We start from the raw sequence: 14,552 nt of genomic DNA, 5'->3' as shown, positions 1-14,552 counted from the left end.
TCCACAGGCGAGTGACACGAACCGGTAACGGCAACAAGAATGCGGGTGTGGCGTCACGCGGAACTTCTCCCGCGTGCCGTCCGTGTTTCGGGGTGGGCCGGTCCGCATCGCAGCGCGTCGGCCCGGAGAAAGAACGGGCCTAGGAGGGCCGTGTGACGACCTATGACGATCGAGCGAGCCTCACTGATCTGACCGCCACTGTGGAGCGAGTCCGCAGTTCGGTGGAGGGAGTGATCGAGGGCAAGCCTGAGGTCGTACGGCTTTCGCTGACCGTGCTGCTCGCCGAGGGGCATCTTCTGATCGAAGATGTGCCCGGCGTCGGCAAGACCATGCTGGCGAAGACGCTGGCCAAGTCCATCGACTGTTCCGTGCGGCGCATTCAGTTCACGCCGGACCTGCTGCCCTCGGACATCACGGGTGTGTCCATCTGGGACCAGCAGCGCCGCGACTTCGAGTTCAAACCGGGGGCGATCTTCGCGCAGATCGTGATCGGCGACGAGATCAACCGTGCCTCGCCGAAGACCCAGTCCGCGCTGCTTGAGTCCATGGAGGAACGCCAGGTCACCATCGACGGGACGACCTACGAACTGCCCAGCCCCTTCATGGTGGTGGCCACCCAGAACCCGGTCGAGATGGAGGGCACCTACCCGCTCCCCGAGGCACAGCGCGACCGCTTCATGGCCCGCGTCTCCATCGGCTACCCGAGCCCGGAGGCCGAACTGCAGATGCTGGACGTGCACGGCGGTGTCTCACCGCTGGACGACCTCCAGCCGGTGGCCCACGCGCACGACATCGTCAAGCTGGTCGAGGCCGTCCGCAACGTCCACGTCGCGGACTCGGTCCGGCGGTACGCCGTGGACCTGGTCGGCGCCACGCGCAACCACCCCGACCTCAGACTCGGCGCCTCGCCGCGCGCGACGCTGCATCTGCTGCGCGCAGCGAAGGCGTCCGCCGCCCTGAGCGGCCGGGAGTACGCGCTGCCGGACGACGTCCAGGCCCTCGCCGTGGCCGTCCTGGCCCACCGCCTGCTGCCCACCGCCCAGGCCCAGCTGAACCGCCGGACGTCCGAACAGGTCGTCCAGGAGATCCTCCAGCGCACCGCGGTGCCCGCGGCGCCCCAGCAGCAGAGCGGCTTCGGCATGGGCCGCTCGGCGCCCGACTTCGGGCAGCAGCCGCCCCGGAGGCTTGGATGAGCGCAGGCGCGCCGGGGCACCCGGAGGACGACCAGGGCGAGAAGGGCGGGGTGCGTACGGCGCTGGCCGGTCTCACCACCCGCGGGCGCTCCTTCCTGGCCGCCGGGGTCGCCGCCGCCATCTGCGCGTACGTCCTGGGGCAGAGCGATCTGCTCCGGGTGGGGCTGCTGCTCTCCGTACTCCCGCTGGTCTGCGCGACCGTCCTGTACCGCACGCGCTACCGGGTGGCGGGCAGCCGCAGGCTCTCCCCCGCGCGCGTGCCCGCCGCGGAGGAGGCCCGGGTCCATCTCCGCATGGACAACGTCTCGCGGCTGCCCACGGGCCTGCTGATGCTCCAGGACCGGGTGCCGTACGTGCTCGGTCCGCGCCCCCGCTTCGTCTTGGACCGGGTGGAGGCGGGCGGACGCCGCGAGGTGTCCTACCGTGTCCGCTCCGACCTGCGCGGCCGCTATCCGCTGGGCCCGCTCCAGCTGCGGCTGACCGACCCGTTCGGCATGTGCGAGCTGACCCGCTCCTTCTCGACGTACGACACCCTGACGGTCATCCCGCGCGTGGAGGCCCTGCCGCCGGTGCGGCTGACCGGCGAGGCCAAGGGGTACGGCGAGGGACGGCAGCGCTCGCTGGCGCTGGCCGGCGAGGACGACGTGATCCCGCGCGGGTACCGCTACGGCGACGACCTGCGTCGTGTGCACTGGCGCTCCACGGCCCGCTACGGCGAGCTGATGGTGCGCCGCGAGGAGCAGCCGCAGCGTGCCCGCTGCACGGTGCTCCTCGACACCCGGGGCATCGCCTATCTGGGCGCGGGCCCGGACTCGGCCTTCGAGTGGGCGGTCTCGGGCGCCGCGTCCGTCCTGGTCCACATGCTCGAACGGGGCTTTTCCGTACGGCTGTTGACGGACACGGGCAACTCCGTGCCCGGCGAGGGCGGCGAGGGTTTCGCGGGCGCCAGCCAGGAGTCGGCGGACGCGGCCGGGCTGATGATGGACACGCTCGCGGTGATCGACCACTCGGACGGCATGGACATCTCCCGCGCGTACGACGTGCTGCGCGGCGGCGGCGAGGGGCTGCTGATGGCGTTCTTCGGCGACCTCGACGAGGAGCAGGCCCAGGTGGCCGCGAAGATGCGCCAGCGCAGCGGCGGAGCGGTCGCCTTCGTGCTGGACAGTGAGACCTGGGTGCGCGAAGCCAACGATGTGCCGGGTCCTGAGGACCCGGGCGAGGAGTCGCTGCGGATGCTGCGCGAGGCGGGCTGGACGGCGGTGCGGGTGCCACGAGGGGCCGCGATGAGCGACGTGTGGCGCCAGGCGGACCGGGTGCGTTCCGGTCTCGGCGCCGTCAGCGGCGGGGAGGGACGGTCATGAGCGGGCGCGCACGACTGGCGCTGTGCGCCTGGGTGGCGACGATGCTGGCGGCGTGTGCCCTGCTGCCGCTGGTCGAGAACGTGAGCTGGCTGCTTCAGGTGGCCTTCCTGCTGGGCGTGCAGACGGTCGTCGGCGCGGGGGCCCGGCGGGTGCCGCTGGCCTGGCCGCTGACGGTGGCGGCGCAGCTTCTGGTCACGCTCGTCCTGATGACCCTGCTCTTCGTCCGGGAGCAGGCGTTCTTCGGCCTGATCCCCGGCCCCGACGCCTTCCAGCAGTTCGGCACGCTGCTCCAGACGGGCACGGAGGACGTCGGGCGGTACGCCATTCCGGCGCCGCTGTCCGACGGCATACGCCTGATGCTGGTCGGCGGTGTCCTGCTGATCGGGCTCGCGGTGGACACCCTCGCGGTGACGTTCCGGGCCGCGGCTCCGGCCGGGCTGCCGCTGCTCGCGCTGTACTCGGTCGCGGCCGGACTGTCCGACGGTGGCGGTGCCTGGCTGTGGTTCCTGCTGGCGGCGGCGGGCTATCTGATGCTGCTGCTGGCCGAGGGCCGGGACCGGCTGTCCCAGTGGGGCCGGGTCTTCGGCGGCGCGCCGCGCGCCCCGGGCGAGCAGTCGTCCGGCGGTGCGATCGCGCCCGTACGCACGGGACGGCGGATCGGCGCGGTCGCGCTGGGCGTCGCCCTGGTGGTGCCGCTGGCGCTGCCCTCGCTCGACGGCGGGCTGCTGGACGCCACCGGGACCGGTGTGGGCTCGGGCAGCGGGGACGGCGGCACGATCTCCGCCGTGAACCCGCTGGTGTCGCTGCGGGACAGCCTGAACGTGGACGAGGACCGCCAGGTCATGTCGGTGCGCAACAGCACCGAGGACACCCAGGACCTGTATCTGCGGATCGTCTCGCTCGACTCCTTCGACGGCACCGCGTGGAAGCCGTCCCAGCGGCACATCCAGGATGTGCCGGACAAGTTCCCGACTCCGCTCGGCCTCAGCGCGGACGTGCGGCGCACCGAGATCACGACCACCATCTCGGCGGCGGACTGGTACGCCCAGGACTGGCTGCCGATGCCGTATCCGGCGACCGGGGTGAAGATCGACGGCAGCTGGCGCTTCGAGCCGGTGGGCCGCACCCTCGTCGGTGACCACGGCCAGAACACGCGCGGTGTGCGGTACACGGTGACGAGCCTGGACGTGCAGCCGACCGCGGAGCAGCTCGCCGAGGCTCCGGAGCCGGACCCGGCGCTGGTGCGTGAGTTCACACAGGTCCCGGAGTCGCTGCCGGCGATCGTGGCGCGCACCGCGCGCGAGGTCACCGCTGGTTCGACCAACGCCTACGAGCAGGCGGTCAAGCTCCAGGACTGGTTCTCGGTGAGCGGCGGCTTCCGGTACGACACCCAGGTGCAGGTCGGCAGCGGCTCCAACGCGATCGCGCGGTTCCTGCGGGACAAGGAGGGCTTCTGCGTCCACTTCTCCTTCGCGATGGCGTCGATGGCCCGCACGCTGGGCATTCCGGCCCGGGTCGCGGTGGGCTTCGCGCCGGGTACGCCGGAGCCCGACGGCACGGTGTCGGTGGGGCTGCGCGACGCGCACGCCTGGCCGGAGCTGTACTTCGAGGGTGTCGGCTGGACCCGTTTCGAGCCGACCCCGACCCGTGGTTCGGTGCCCGAGTACACGCAGTCCCAGGCGCCGGGCAGCACCATCCCGGACCCGGACGTGCCCTCCCAGAACGCCTCCGTGGCGCCCTCCGACTCCGCCTCGGCGAGCGAGACGTGCACGGCGGCGCAGCGGCGGCTGGACGGCGGGTGCGCGAGCGAGTCCGCGGCGGTGGCGCTGAGCCAGGGCGACGACGGTGGCTGGTGGTCGGCCGCTCTGGGCTGGACGCTGGGTGCGCTGGCCCTGGTGGGTCTTCTGCTGTTGCCGATGCTGTGGCGGCTGCGGATCCGGGCCGTACGGCTCGGGGCGCACGGCCGCAGTGAGGCCGACGCGGCGGTCCACGCCCTGTCGGCCTGGCAGGAACTGACGGACACGGCCTGGGACTTCGGCATCAGTCCGGAGGAGTCGCAGACGCCTCGCAAGGCGGCTGCCCGGATCGTGCGTCTCGGCCATCTCGATCCGCCGGCGGCGGACGCGGTGCACCGGGTCGCGGATGCCGTGGAGCAGGTCCTGTACGCGCCGGTTCCACGCCCGACGGCGGGGCTCGCGGAGGATGTGCGCCGGGTGACCGAGGCCCTGCGCACCACGGTGGGCCGGGGCACACAGTTGCGTGCGATGTTCGCCCCGCGTTCGACCGTACGAGTGGTGTGGGCTCTGTCGGCGCGGCTGGCGGCGCTCGGTGAGCGCGCGTCGGCGGCCAGGCCGAACCTGCGCAAGCCGTGGGGTCAGCACAGCTGACAGCCCGGAGGCCGGAATGGCCGGTGGCCCGAAACCCCTGGGGGTTTCGGGCCACCGGCCATTCACGTCTCGATGCCGGGTTCAGCACCCCTGAGGGCTACTGGCCACCCTGCTGTTCGTCACGGCGCCGCTGCCAGCGCTCTTCGATGCGGTCCATCATGGAGCGCCGCTGCCGACCCTGACGGCGAGCGTGCGGGGCTCCGGGGGCGGCGGCACCCGCGGCGGGCTGTTCACCCGGCTTGGGGGCCTTGCGCCAACCTGTCACGGCCAGGACCGCACAGCCCAGCATGACGAGGAACCCCACCACGCTGACCCAAATCTGCTGTGCGACCATTCCGGCCATGAGGAGCGCGATACCCACGAGGAATCCAGCGACCGCCTGATACACCCGTCGCCGGGTGTACGTGCGCAGCCCGCTTCCCTCAAGCGCTGTCGCGAACTTGGGGTCTTCGGCGTACAGCGCTCGCTCCATCTGCTCAAGCATTCGCTGCTCGTGCTCCGAGAGCGGCACGGAGTCCTCCTCATCGTGCAGTCGCCGGGGCGACCGGGGGTCCCCTTCAGGATAGGCAGGGAATCGCCCCCGTGAAACCCGCCCCTCTACGCCAATTGGCAACCGGAATCCGCCATGGCCGTCCCGGTTCGCTGAAGCGTTCATTCCCCAGCAACCGGCCCGTCATGCCGAGCGGTCTCCCTCGATCATACGGCTCCGGGCGCCCGATCGGGGGGCCTGTGGCGTACTCCATGTGCGGCCGAGCCCCTGATCAGCGGTCCGCCGCCGCAGGGGGCTCAGACCTCGGCGGCACCCGGCGTCTCGCCGAGCACGTGAAGCTGCGTGGCCACGGAGTGGAACGCGGCCTGCTCGGCCACCGCGGCCTCCAGTTTCAGCAGGGCGTCCAGGGCTCCCGGCTCGGTGTCCACGAGGACACCGGGCACCAGGTCGGCGAAGATCCGCACACCGTGCACGGCGCCCACGCTCAGGCCCGCGCCCTCGACGAGCGACGTGAGCTGTTCGGTGGTGAAACGGTGGGGTACGGGGTCACCCTCGCCCCAGCGGCCGTTCGGGTCGTCGAGCGCCCGCATGGCCTCCTTGAAGTGCCCGGCGAGGGCCCGCGCGAGCACGGCGCCGCCGAGGCCGGCGGCGAGCAGGCTGAGGACGCCCTCGGGGCGCAGGGCGGCCACCACGTTGCGGACGCCCTCGGCGGGGTCGTCCACGTACTCCAGGACGCCGTGGCAGAGCACCGCGTCGTAGCCGCCGCGCTCGACCACGTCGAAGAGACCGTGGGCGTCGCCCTGGACGCCCCGGACGCGGTCGGCGACGCCGGCCTCGGCGGCCCGGCGCTCCAGTGCGAAGAGCGCGTTGGGGCTGGGGTCGACGACGGTGACACGGTGGCCGAGGCGGGCGACGGGCACCGCGAAGTTGCCGCTGCCGCCTCCGGTGTCGAGGACGTCCAGCGACTCGCGCCCCGTGGTTTTGACCTGCCGCTCCAGGGCGTCCTGAAGGACATCCCAGACCACGGCTGTACGGAGAGAAGCGCGGGGGCGCATCGGGTCCGACACGGCAGTTGACTCCTCGACGCGGCACCGCCACTTGTGCGGCGGAGCGAAACGGGGCGCCTTCCCGGCCCCGGTGGGCTGCGGAAAGGCTGCGACTTCCCCACCCTATTGCCTCCGGTGACATACCCGGTCATCCGTCTCAGCCCGCGTCCGGGACGTCCCGGTCCTCGTCCTGTCGGCGGCCCGGCTCCGGGGGCGTTTCCGGGTCCTGGCGGGGCTGTGGAAGCACCGGCTGGAGGACGAGCATCCGCTCGACGAGGCGCAGGAACATCGCCACGTCGCGTATCAGGTCGTCGGCGTCGCGGTTGCTGGCCGCGCCCTGGATGCCCGCCTCGGCGCGGGCCCGGCGGCGGGCGCCGGAGGCGAACAGCACGCTCCACTCGGCGAGTTCGGGGGCTATCTCGGGGAGCACCTCCCAGGCGCTGCGGATGCGTGCGCGGCGCCTGGAGGTGGGTTCGGAGCGGCCCCGGGCGGCGAGCACCGCGGCGGCGGTGCGCAGGGCGGCGAGGTGGGCGGTGGCGTACCGCTCGTTCGCGGTCTCCAGGGCGGCGGCCTCGTCGAGTCCGGCGCGGGCCTGGGCGAGCAGGTCGAGGGCGGCGGGCGGGGCCGTGGCCCGGCGGAGCACGGGGTGCACGTCGCCCGCCGGTCCGGTCAGTGAGGGGGCAGGGCCGGGGGCGCGGCGCCGACGGGCGGCGGCTGCGTTCGAGCTGGCCATGACGAACCTCCTGTCGTCTGTGTGACGGCCCGTCCCGACGGGAGGTGCCGTATGTGCCCATCGTGAGGTATGCCACTGACAATCCGTTCTGACCTGGTCTTTTGCTTCGATCGAAGGTTCGAGTTAGTTTTTGCACTGACCAGTCAGTGCAAAAATATCGGCGCAGAGAATTTGGGGGAGCTGTGGACGGTCCGCACGGGCTCGGGGTGACCGCCCGGGGCCTCGGGCTCAAGGGGCCTCGCGGCTGGGCGTTCCGTGAGGTGTCCTTCGACGCGGAGCCCGGCTCGCTGATCGCGGTGGAGGGGCCGTCCGGATCCGGGCGCACCTGCCTGCTGCTCGCGCTCACGGGCCGGATGAGGGCCACCGAGGGGTCGGCCACGATCGGCGAGTGGAGCCTGCCCAAGCAGTTGGCGGCGGTACGTCGTGCCGGCGCGCTCGCGCACGTCCCCGGTGTCACCGACCTGGACCCCGCCCTGACCGTCGGGGAGCACCTGCGGGAACGGGCGCTGCTGGAGCGCCGGTTCGGCGGTTCCCTGCGGGGGCTGCTGCGGCCACGGGCGGAACGGGCGGGCGAGACGAGGCTGCGCGTGGACACCGCGCTGACGGCCGCCGGTCTCGACCTCGCGGCCCTGCCCAGGGGCTCCCGGACCGCCGTACGCGATCTGGAGCGGCTGGAGGCGCTGCGGCTGTCCGTGGCGCTGGCGCTGGTCGGCGGGCCTCGGCTGCTGGGGGTGGACGACAGCGACCTGAAACTGTCGGACGCCGAACGGGCCGAGGTGTGGGCGCTGTTGCGGTCCCTCGCCGAGGCCGGGACGACCGTCGTGGCGGTGTGCAGCGAGGCTCCCGAAGGGGCGGTCGTCGTGTCGACGGCGCCCCAGGGGAAACCGACGGAGACTCACGAGAAGGAGACGGTGGATGCGCTCCCCGCGACTGGCCGCGCTTGAGCTGAGGCGTTTCGGCCGGGGCAGGCTCCCGCGCGCGGCCCTGGCCTCGCTCCTGCTGCTGCCGCTGCTGTACGGCGCCCTGTACCTGTGGTCCTTCTGGGACCCCTACGGCAGGCTCGACCGGATCCCCGTGGCGCTCGTGAACGACGACAAGGGGGCGAGCGTCGCCGGGAAGAAGCTCGCCGCCGGTGCCGACATCGTCAAGGGGCTGCGCGACAGTGACACCTTCGAGTGGCACGAGGTGAGCGCGGCGGAGGCCCGGGAGGGCGTCGAGGACGGCACGTACTACCTGTCGCTGACCATGCCGGCCGACTTCAGCGCGCGGATCGCGTCCAGTTCGGGCGACTCCCCGGAGACGGGCGCGCTCCAGGTGCGGACGAACGACGCCAACAACTACATCGTCGGGCAGATCTCCCGGACGGTGTTCGGCGAGGTGCGCACGGCCGCCTCCACGAAGGCGTCGCGATCGTTCCTGGACAAGATCTTCGTCTCGTTCTCCGACATCCACGGGGAGACCGTGAAGGCCGCCGAGGGCGCCGACACGCTCACGGGTGGCATCGACAAGGCCGAGCAGGGGTCCAAGGACCTCGCCGACGGGCTGAAGGACGCCGAGACGGGCAGCGGCAAGCTGGTCACCGGGCTGAAGAAGCTCGACACGGGCGCGGGCGATCTGGCGGACGGTTCACGGCAGGTCGCGGCGGGCACGCGGACGCTCGCCGACAGGGTCCACGGGGTCACGGACCGGCTGGGGCCCTTCCTCAGGGACAACGAGAAGACCATTGGGGACACCGCTCGGCTGGTCGCCGACTCGGCCGGTACGGTCCGGCGCAACCTCGGCACCCTGGTGAAGGCCGCCCCGGCCGCCGCCGAGGGCGCCCACGCGGCCTCCGACACCCTGGACGGGGTCTACAGGGCGCGCTGCGAGACCGCGGTGCTGCCCGATGCCGCGTGTGCCGACCTGAAGAAGGCCCGGCAGGCCGCGGCGGACGTGGCGACGGTCGCCGACGACGTCGACACGCTGATCGCCGACCAGAACGGCGATCTGGACAAACTTGACCAGCACCTCGCCACCCTCCAGAAGCAGGCCCAGGCGCTCGCCGACCGCGCCCCGCGTCTCTCCGAGGACCTCGACGACGCCGTCCGCAAGGTCGACGAGCTGAACGAAGGGGCCGCACAGGTCGCCGCGGGGGCGAAGAAGCTGCACACCGGGCTCTCCACCGCCAAGACCGGCGCGGTCGCCCTGGACACGGGCGTCGGCGACCTCAAGGCAGGCGCGGACACGCTCTCCGGAGGCATGTTCAAGCTCGTCGACGGCTCCGGGAAGCTCGCCGGCGGACTGCACGACGGCGCCGCGCAGATCCCCGACTACGACCGCCAGGACCGCGACGCGCGCACCGAGGTGATGTCCGACCCGGTCCGACTCGCCTCCCAGGACCTGCACAAGGCGCCCAACTACGGCACCGGGTTCGCCCCGTACTTCATCCCGCTGTCCTTGTGGGTCGGCGCGATGGTCGCCTACATGCTGATCCCGCCGCTCAACCGGCGGGCGCTCGCCACGGGTGCCTCGGCCTGGCGGATCACGCTGGCGGGCTGGCTGCCGGTGGCCGCCCTGGGCGTGCTCCAGACGGTGGCCCTGATGTCCGTACTGCACTGGGCGATCGGTCTGGAGATGGTGCGGGCGGCCGGGACGGTGGGCTTCCTGTTCCTGGTCACGGCGTGTTTCGCGGCGATCGTCCAGTGGCTGAACGCGCGCTTCGGGGCGGCGGGCCGGATTCTCGTACTCGCCTTCCTGATGCTCCAGTTGACGTCCGCGGGCGGCACCTATCCCGTGCAGACAAGCCCCGACTTCTTCAACGCGATCCATCCCTTCATGCCGATGAGCTACGTCGTCGAGGCCCTGCGCAGGCTCATCACGGGCGGTGGGCTCGGCCCGGTGTGGCAGGCGTGTGCGGTGCTGGCCGCGTTCACGGCGGGCGCCCTGGCGCTGACCGCGGTGTCGGCCCGGCGCAGGCAGGTGTGGACCCTGGACCGGCTGCACCCGGAGCTGAGCCTGTGACAACTCGTCAGCACCTGGCCGATGTTCCTGTGAGAATCAGGTCCATGGAACGCAGCAGCACCCCGTCGGGCGGCAGTACACGCCGCGAGGCCACCCGGCAGAAGCTCTACGAGGCCGCCGTCACGCTCATCGCCGAACAGGGCTTCTCCGCCACCACGGTGGACGAGATCGCCGAGCGGGCCGGGGTCGCCAAGGGCACGGTCTACTACAACTTCGCTAGCAAGTCCGTCCTCTTCGAGGAGTTGCTGCGGCACGGCGTGGAACTCCTCACCGCCTCCCTGCGGGAGGCAGCGGAGCAGACCGAACGGGACGGCGGCACCAAGGTCGACGCCCTGGACGCGATGATCCGGGCCGGGCTCGAATTCATCAGCCGCTACCCGGCCTTCACCCAGCTCTACGTGGCCGAGCTGTGGCGCACCAACCGGAGCTGGCAGTCGACCCTGATGGTGGTCAGACAGCAGGCGGTGGCGGTCGTCGAGGGCGTCCTGCGCGAGGGGGTGGCGGGCGGCGAGCTGAGCGACGAGATCGACGTCCCGCTGACCGCGGCGGCCCTGGTCGGCATGGTCCTGGTCGCCGCCCTGGACTGGCAGTCCTTCCAGCCGGAACGCTCCCTGGACGACGTCCACTCGGCACTGTCCCGGCTGCTCCAGGGGCGGGTGGGCGGCAACCGCTGAGCGAGCGGGTCGGGCACATCGGGTCTGGGCGCACAGGAAAGCGCCGGTCCGATGTGGCCGCGTCCCCCGCGGGCCACCTCGAACCGGCGCTTCCTTCCTGCTCCCCCGTTTTCCCCGTTCCCCCGTTTTCCCCCGTTGGCCCCCGTGCGGTCGCTTCCCCGGGTCCCCCGGTGTCTCGCTCCCGCCGACGGATCGGCGGAAGGAGCGGTCCAGGGCGTCGGCACCGTTCCGCCGCCCCGTGTCGGCGGTACCGGAGCCGTGCCCCTTTCCGTGTCTCCACTCTCTCGTTCCCGCAGGTCGCGGCCCATCCGTGCGCGTACTCATCTCTTCCCCTAGGTACGTGTACTCAGCACTGCGCACTCATCCCCAGGACGCGCCGTTGCCGAGTGGTTACGATCGCGGGCGTGTCCGTACTCCCATTGGTCTTCACGAGTGGCTGGGCCAGCGGTGTCAACGCGTACGCGGTGGTGCTGCTCCTCGGTTTCTTCGGCGCGACCGGGCTGACGGACGAGGTGCCCGAGTCGCTGCAACGGCCCGAGGTGCTCGTCGCGGCGGGCGTGCTGTTCCTGTGCGAGGCGGTCGCCGACAAGATCCCGTACGTCGACTCGATGTGGGACGCGGCGCACACCGTGATCCGACCGGTCTCCGGGGCCGTCGTCGGGGCGCTGCTGGCCGGGCAGAGCGGTTCGCTGTCCGATCTGGCGGCGGGCGCGATCGGCGGTTCGACGGCGCTGGCCAGTCACGCGGTCAAGGCCGGGACGCGGATGGCGGTCAACACCTCGCCGGAGCCCTTCAGCAACGTGATCGTGAGCTTCGCCGAGGATCTCGGGGTCGGCGGCATCGTGACGTTCGCGATGTTCCACCCGGAGGCGGCGGCGGTCATCGCGGGCACACTGCTGCTCGCCGGGCTGGTCGTGCTGTTCTTCCTCGTCTCCCGGATCAGACGGTTCCTGCGGCGCCGGGCCCAGCGGCGCGAGGAGAGACGGCTTGTCAGTGGGGGCGGATAAAGTCCCTGGCATGGCACAAGTTGCGGTGATCGGCGCCGGCATGGGCGCGATGGCGGCCGCTGCCCGGCTGGCCGTCGCGGGTCACAGGGTGGCGGTGTACGAGCGTGGGGAGAAGTACGGCGGAGCGGTGCGCCGCGTCGAGCGCGACGGCTTCTCGTTCGACACGGGTCCGGGGCTGTTCACCCTGCCCGCGGTCTACCGCGACCTGTTCGTCAAGACCGGCAAGCAACCCCTGGAGGACTGCGTCGAGCTGGTCCAGGTCGACCCATCCGCGCGGCACGTCTTCCCGGACGGTACGGCGGTCTCCGTGCCGAACGCGTCCCGCGCGGGCGTCGTCCAGGCCCTGGACGCGGCTCTCGGGGCCGGAGCGGGCGACCGCTGGGGCGACTTCCTGGTCAGGGCGCGCGAGGCCTGGGACCGCACCCGCAGGCCCCTCCTGGAGGAGCCCTTGTGGACCGACTGGCAGGTGCTGGCCGAGCGCGAGCCCTATCCGGCAGTCCCCCACAAGCGGCTGCTGCGCACCCGTCGGGCCGGCACCCTCGCCGAGATCGGCGCCTGGGAGCTGCGCGACCCCCGGCTGGCCGCCCTCCTGGAGAGCCACGCCCTGGCGTTCGGCCTCGATCCCCGGGACACCCCGGCGAGCGCGGCCGTGCTGCCGTACATGGAGCACGCCTTCGGCACCTGGTATGTCCGGGGCGGTATCCGGGAGTTGGCGCGTGCGGTGTACGAGCGGTGTCTGGACCGGCGGGTCGAGTTCGTCTTCGGCGCCGAGGTCACGGGCATCGTCGAGAAGGACGGCCGGGCGGCGGGGGTCGTTCTGGCCGACGGCACGGTGACGGAGGCCGACCATGTCGTCGCGGGCGTGGACCCCGTACGGCTGAGGGGGCTGACGGAGCATGTGCTCGACGAGGAGGGCGATGTGATCTCCGACACGTCGACGCCGTCGCCGGGCACGTTCACCGTGCTGCTGGCCCTGCGCGGGGCCTGTGAGGCGGGTACGGCACATCGCACGGTCGTGCACACGCCCGGCCGCGAGGCCGAGTTGGACTGGGTCGGCGGGGAGGGACACGGCCCGGTGACGCCCACCGTCACCGTGCTGCGGCCCGACGATCCCGCGCTGAGGCCCGACGCGGAGCACGAGTCCGTGGTCCTGACGGCGGTGGCACCGCCCAAGGGCGACTGGACGGCGGACGGTTCGGCGGAACGCTTCGCGGAACTGATGATCGACGCGGCCGGGACAGCCGTCCCCGGGCTGCGCGAACGCGTCCTGTGGCGGGAGATCCGGACACCCGGCCGGAGCGCGGACGAGACGGGCGCCTTCCTCGGGGGCGTTCCGGCACCGTCCCTCGCCAGCGGGAAGGGCGACTTCCTGCATCCCGCCAACAGCACCCGGCTGCCGGGGCTGTACCGCGTGGGCGGCTGGTCGCACCCGGGAGGCGGGCTGCCGCACGCGGGGATGTCGGGCGCGCTGGTGGCGGGGCTGATCGTGGAGGGACCGGACTTCATGGGCTCGCAGTGAGCCCATGAACGCGCCCCGACAGGGCAGCGGTCCTCAGAAGCGGTACTGCTGCTCGTCGTACCCGTTCCCGTGCGTCTGCCCGTTGCCGTTGCCCTGGCCGTCGCCGTTGTCCTGGTAGTACTGCTGCTCCGGCGGGAGTTCACCGCCGAACAGCGGGTCGTCGGTGTTGCGCTGCTGCGGGACCCAGACGCCGTTCCCCGGAGTCTCGCCGTAGCCGCCGTTGCCGTACTGGTCCTGGGTGTAGCCCTGCTGGCCGTACTGCTGCTGGTCGTAGCCGGCGTCGTACGAGGTGCCGCCGTAGCCCTGGCCGATGTACGGGTCGGAGTAGGCGGCGTACTGCTGCTGGCCCGAGGCGTCGTAGCCGTACTGCTGCTGGTCGTAGCCCGTGTAGCCGTCGTACCCGTAGTTCTGGTCGGTGCCCTGGGCCGCCGTCGCGTACGACTGGTCCTGGCCCGCGCCCGCGTAGGACTGGTCCTGGCCGGTCGCCGCCGCGTAGGCGGCATCGCTGTATATGCCGTACGAGCCGGTGTCGTCGGGGAGGGGCTGCGGTTCGTAGACGGCCGCGCTGTCGGCGGCCATGGGCCGGCCGGAGCGGGCCGGGGTGAAGACGTCGTCCCGGTCGTAGTCGCGGTCGAAGTCCTCGCTCTGGCGGTACGTTCCGGCACCGGTGTCGTAGGCGTCGTTCCCGAAGCCGTCGGCGGAGGTGCTGGGGAAGGCCGCGTCGGTGCCGTTGCCCGGCGCGTACGCGCCCTCGGACGCTTCGAGGTCGGAGACCTCCAGGCTCGGGTCCTTGTACTCCCCCTCGCCACGGTCCTTGTCCTTGCCGAAGCGGGCGAGGAAGCCCGGGCGACCCGCGACGGCCCAGCCGGCCGAGAAGCCGCTGCGGAACGACAGCGTGACGTAGGTCTGCCCGACCGCGAAGGCCGCGGCGCCCAGGCCGATGACCGGCACCGACGGGATGAGCACGCCGAGGACCACGCCGAGGAAGCCGACGAAGGCCAGCAGTCGCCAGCGCAGCCGCGCCTTGTACTGCAACAGCACTTCGCCGAGCAGCCACAGCGCGACGACGCCGAACGCGATGTAGAGGACCGTCCAGCCCATGTACGCCCCTCTCCCAGTGGCCGCTACGCAGTGTGTCGTAC

Annotated in this window: 12 protein-coding genes; 8 read left to right on the top strand and 4 right to left on the bottom strand. The window is 72.1% G+C overall.

The window, feature by feature from the left end:
• Window positions 1–152 precede the first annotated feature (152 nt).
• The 3 genes from OG787_RS37070 to OG787_RS37060 are packed head-to-tail and all read left to right on the top strand — an operon-like array spanning window position 153 to window position 4,941.
• Window positions 153–1,193 carry an AAA family ATPase gene (locus tag OG787_RS37070; protein ID WP_369035396.1) on the top strand — a complete coding sequence of 347 codons (1,041 nt, stop codon included), beginning with the start codon at window positions 153–155 and terminating at the stop codon, window positions 1,191–1,193.
• Window positions 1,190–2,554, top strand: a complete 1,365-nt coding sequence (locus OG787_RS37065; protein ID WP_369035395.1) for a DUF58 domain-containing protein — start codon at window positions 1,190–1,192, stop codon at window positions 2,552–2,554. Before OG787_RS37070 ends, OG787_RS37065 begins: the two co-directional genes overlap by 4 nt.
• Window positions 2,551–4,941, top strand: a complete 2,391-nt coding sequence (locus OG787_RS37060; protein ID WP_369035394.1) for a DUF3488 and DUF4129 domain-containing transglutaminase family protein — start codon at window positions 2,551–2,553, stop codon at window positions 4,939–4,941. The genes OG787_RS37065 and OG787_RS37060 overlap by 4 nt, the downstream gene beginning before the upstream one ends.
• Before the next feature lie 97 nt (window positions 4,942–5,038).
• On the opposite strand, the gene OG787_RS37055 is transcribed toward OG787_RS37060, so the two are convergent.
• The 3 genes from OG787_RS37055 to OG787_RS37045 all read right to left on the bottom strand — a co-directional run bounded on the left by OG787_RS37055 (window position 5,039) and on the right by OG787_RS37045 (window position 7,210).
• Window positions 5,039–5,452: a DUF3040 domain-containing protein gene (locus OG787_RS37055; protein WP_369035393.1), complete on the bottom strand. Its 414-nt coding sequence runs from the start codon at window positions 5,450–5,452 to the stop codon at window positions 5,039–5,041.
• Window positions 5,453–5,727: 275 nt separating this feature from the next.
• Window positions 5,728–6,498, bottom strand: coding sequence for a methyltransferase (locus OG787_RS37050; RefSeq protein ID WP_369035392.1), 771 nt, complete (start codon window positions 6,496–6,498; stop codon window positions 5,728–5,730).
• A 136-nt stretch (window positions 6,499–6,634) separates the two neighbouring features.
• On the bottom strand, window positions 6,635–7,210 hold the full coding sequence (locus OG787_RS37045; RefSeq protein ID WP_405538162.1) for an SAV_6107 family HEPN domain-containing protein: 576 nt from the start codon (window positions 7,208–7,210) through the stop codon (window positions 6,635–6,637).
• A 182-nt stretch (window positions 7,211–7,392) separates the two neighbouring features.
• On the opposite strand from OG787_RS37045, the gene OG787_RS37040 reads away from it, so the two are divergent.
• From OG787_RS37040 to OG787_RS37020, 5 genes are all read left to right on the top strand, one after another.
• Complete coding sequence (locus OG787_RS37040) at window positions 7,393–8,154, top strand: ATP-binding cassette domain-containing protein (RefSeq protein WP_405538161.1); 762 nt, start codon at window positions 7,393–7,395, stop codon at window positions 8,152–8,154.
• Window positions 8,126–10,210: a YhgE/Pip family protein gene (locus tag OG787_RS37035; RefSeq protein ID WP_405538159.1), complete on the top strand. Its 2,085-nt coding sequence runs from the start codon at window positions 8,126–8,128 to the stop codon at window positions 10,208–10,210. Before OG787_RS37040 ends, OG787_RS37035 begins: the two co-directional genes overlap by 29 nt.
• Before the next feature lie 44 nt (window positions 10,211–10,254).
• Window positions 10,255–10,884, top strand: a complete 630-nt coding sequence (locus OG787_RS37030) for a TetR/AcrR family transcriptional regulator (RefSeq protein WP_369035388.1) — start codon at window positions 10,255–10,257, stop codon at window positions 10,882–10,884.
• Window positions 10,885–11,288: 404 nt separating this feature from the next.
• Window positions 11,289–11,891 (top strand): DUF4126 domain-containing protein, encoded by a 603-nt coding sequence (locus tag OG787_RS37025; RefSeq protein WP_369035387.1) that lies wholly within the window; start codon window positions 11,289–11,291, stop codon window positions 11,889–11,891.
• Between the two features lie 10 nt (window positions 11,892–11,901).
• Window positions 11,902–13,410 carry a phytoene desaturase family protein gene (locus OG787_RS37020; protein WP_405538158.1) on the top strand — a complete coding sequence of 503 codons (1,509 nt, stop codon included), beginning with the start codon at window positions 11,902–11,904 and terminating at the stop codon, window positions 13,408–13,410.
• 33 nt (window positions 13,411–13,443) lie between these two features.
• Here the strand turns inward: OG787_RS37020 and OG787_RS37015 are convergent, their stop codons facing one another.
• Window positions 13,444–14,511: a hypothetical protein gene (locus OG787_RS37015; RefSeq protein WP_369035385.1), complete on the bottom strand. Its 1,068-nt coding sequence runs from the start codon at window positions 14,509–14,511 to the stop codon at window positions 13,444–13,446.
• Window positions 14,512–14,552 lie beyond the last annotated feature (41 nt).

Source organism: Streptomyces sp. NBC_00075 (genome assembly GCF_045041225.1).
Taxonomy (GTDB): domain Bacteria; phylum Actinomycetota; class Actinomycetes; order Streptomycetales; family Streptomycetaceae; genus Streptomyces; species Streptomyces adonidis.
Note: the sequence above shows the minus strand (reverse complement) of the source record. Positions and strands in the feature narration are given on the sequence as shown.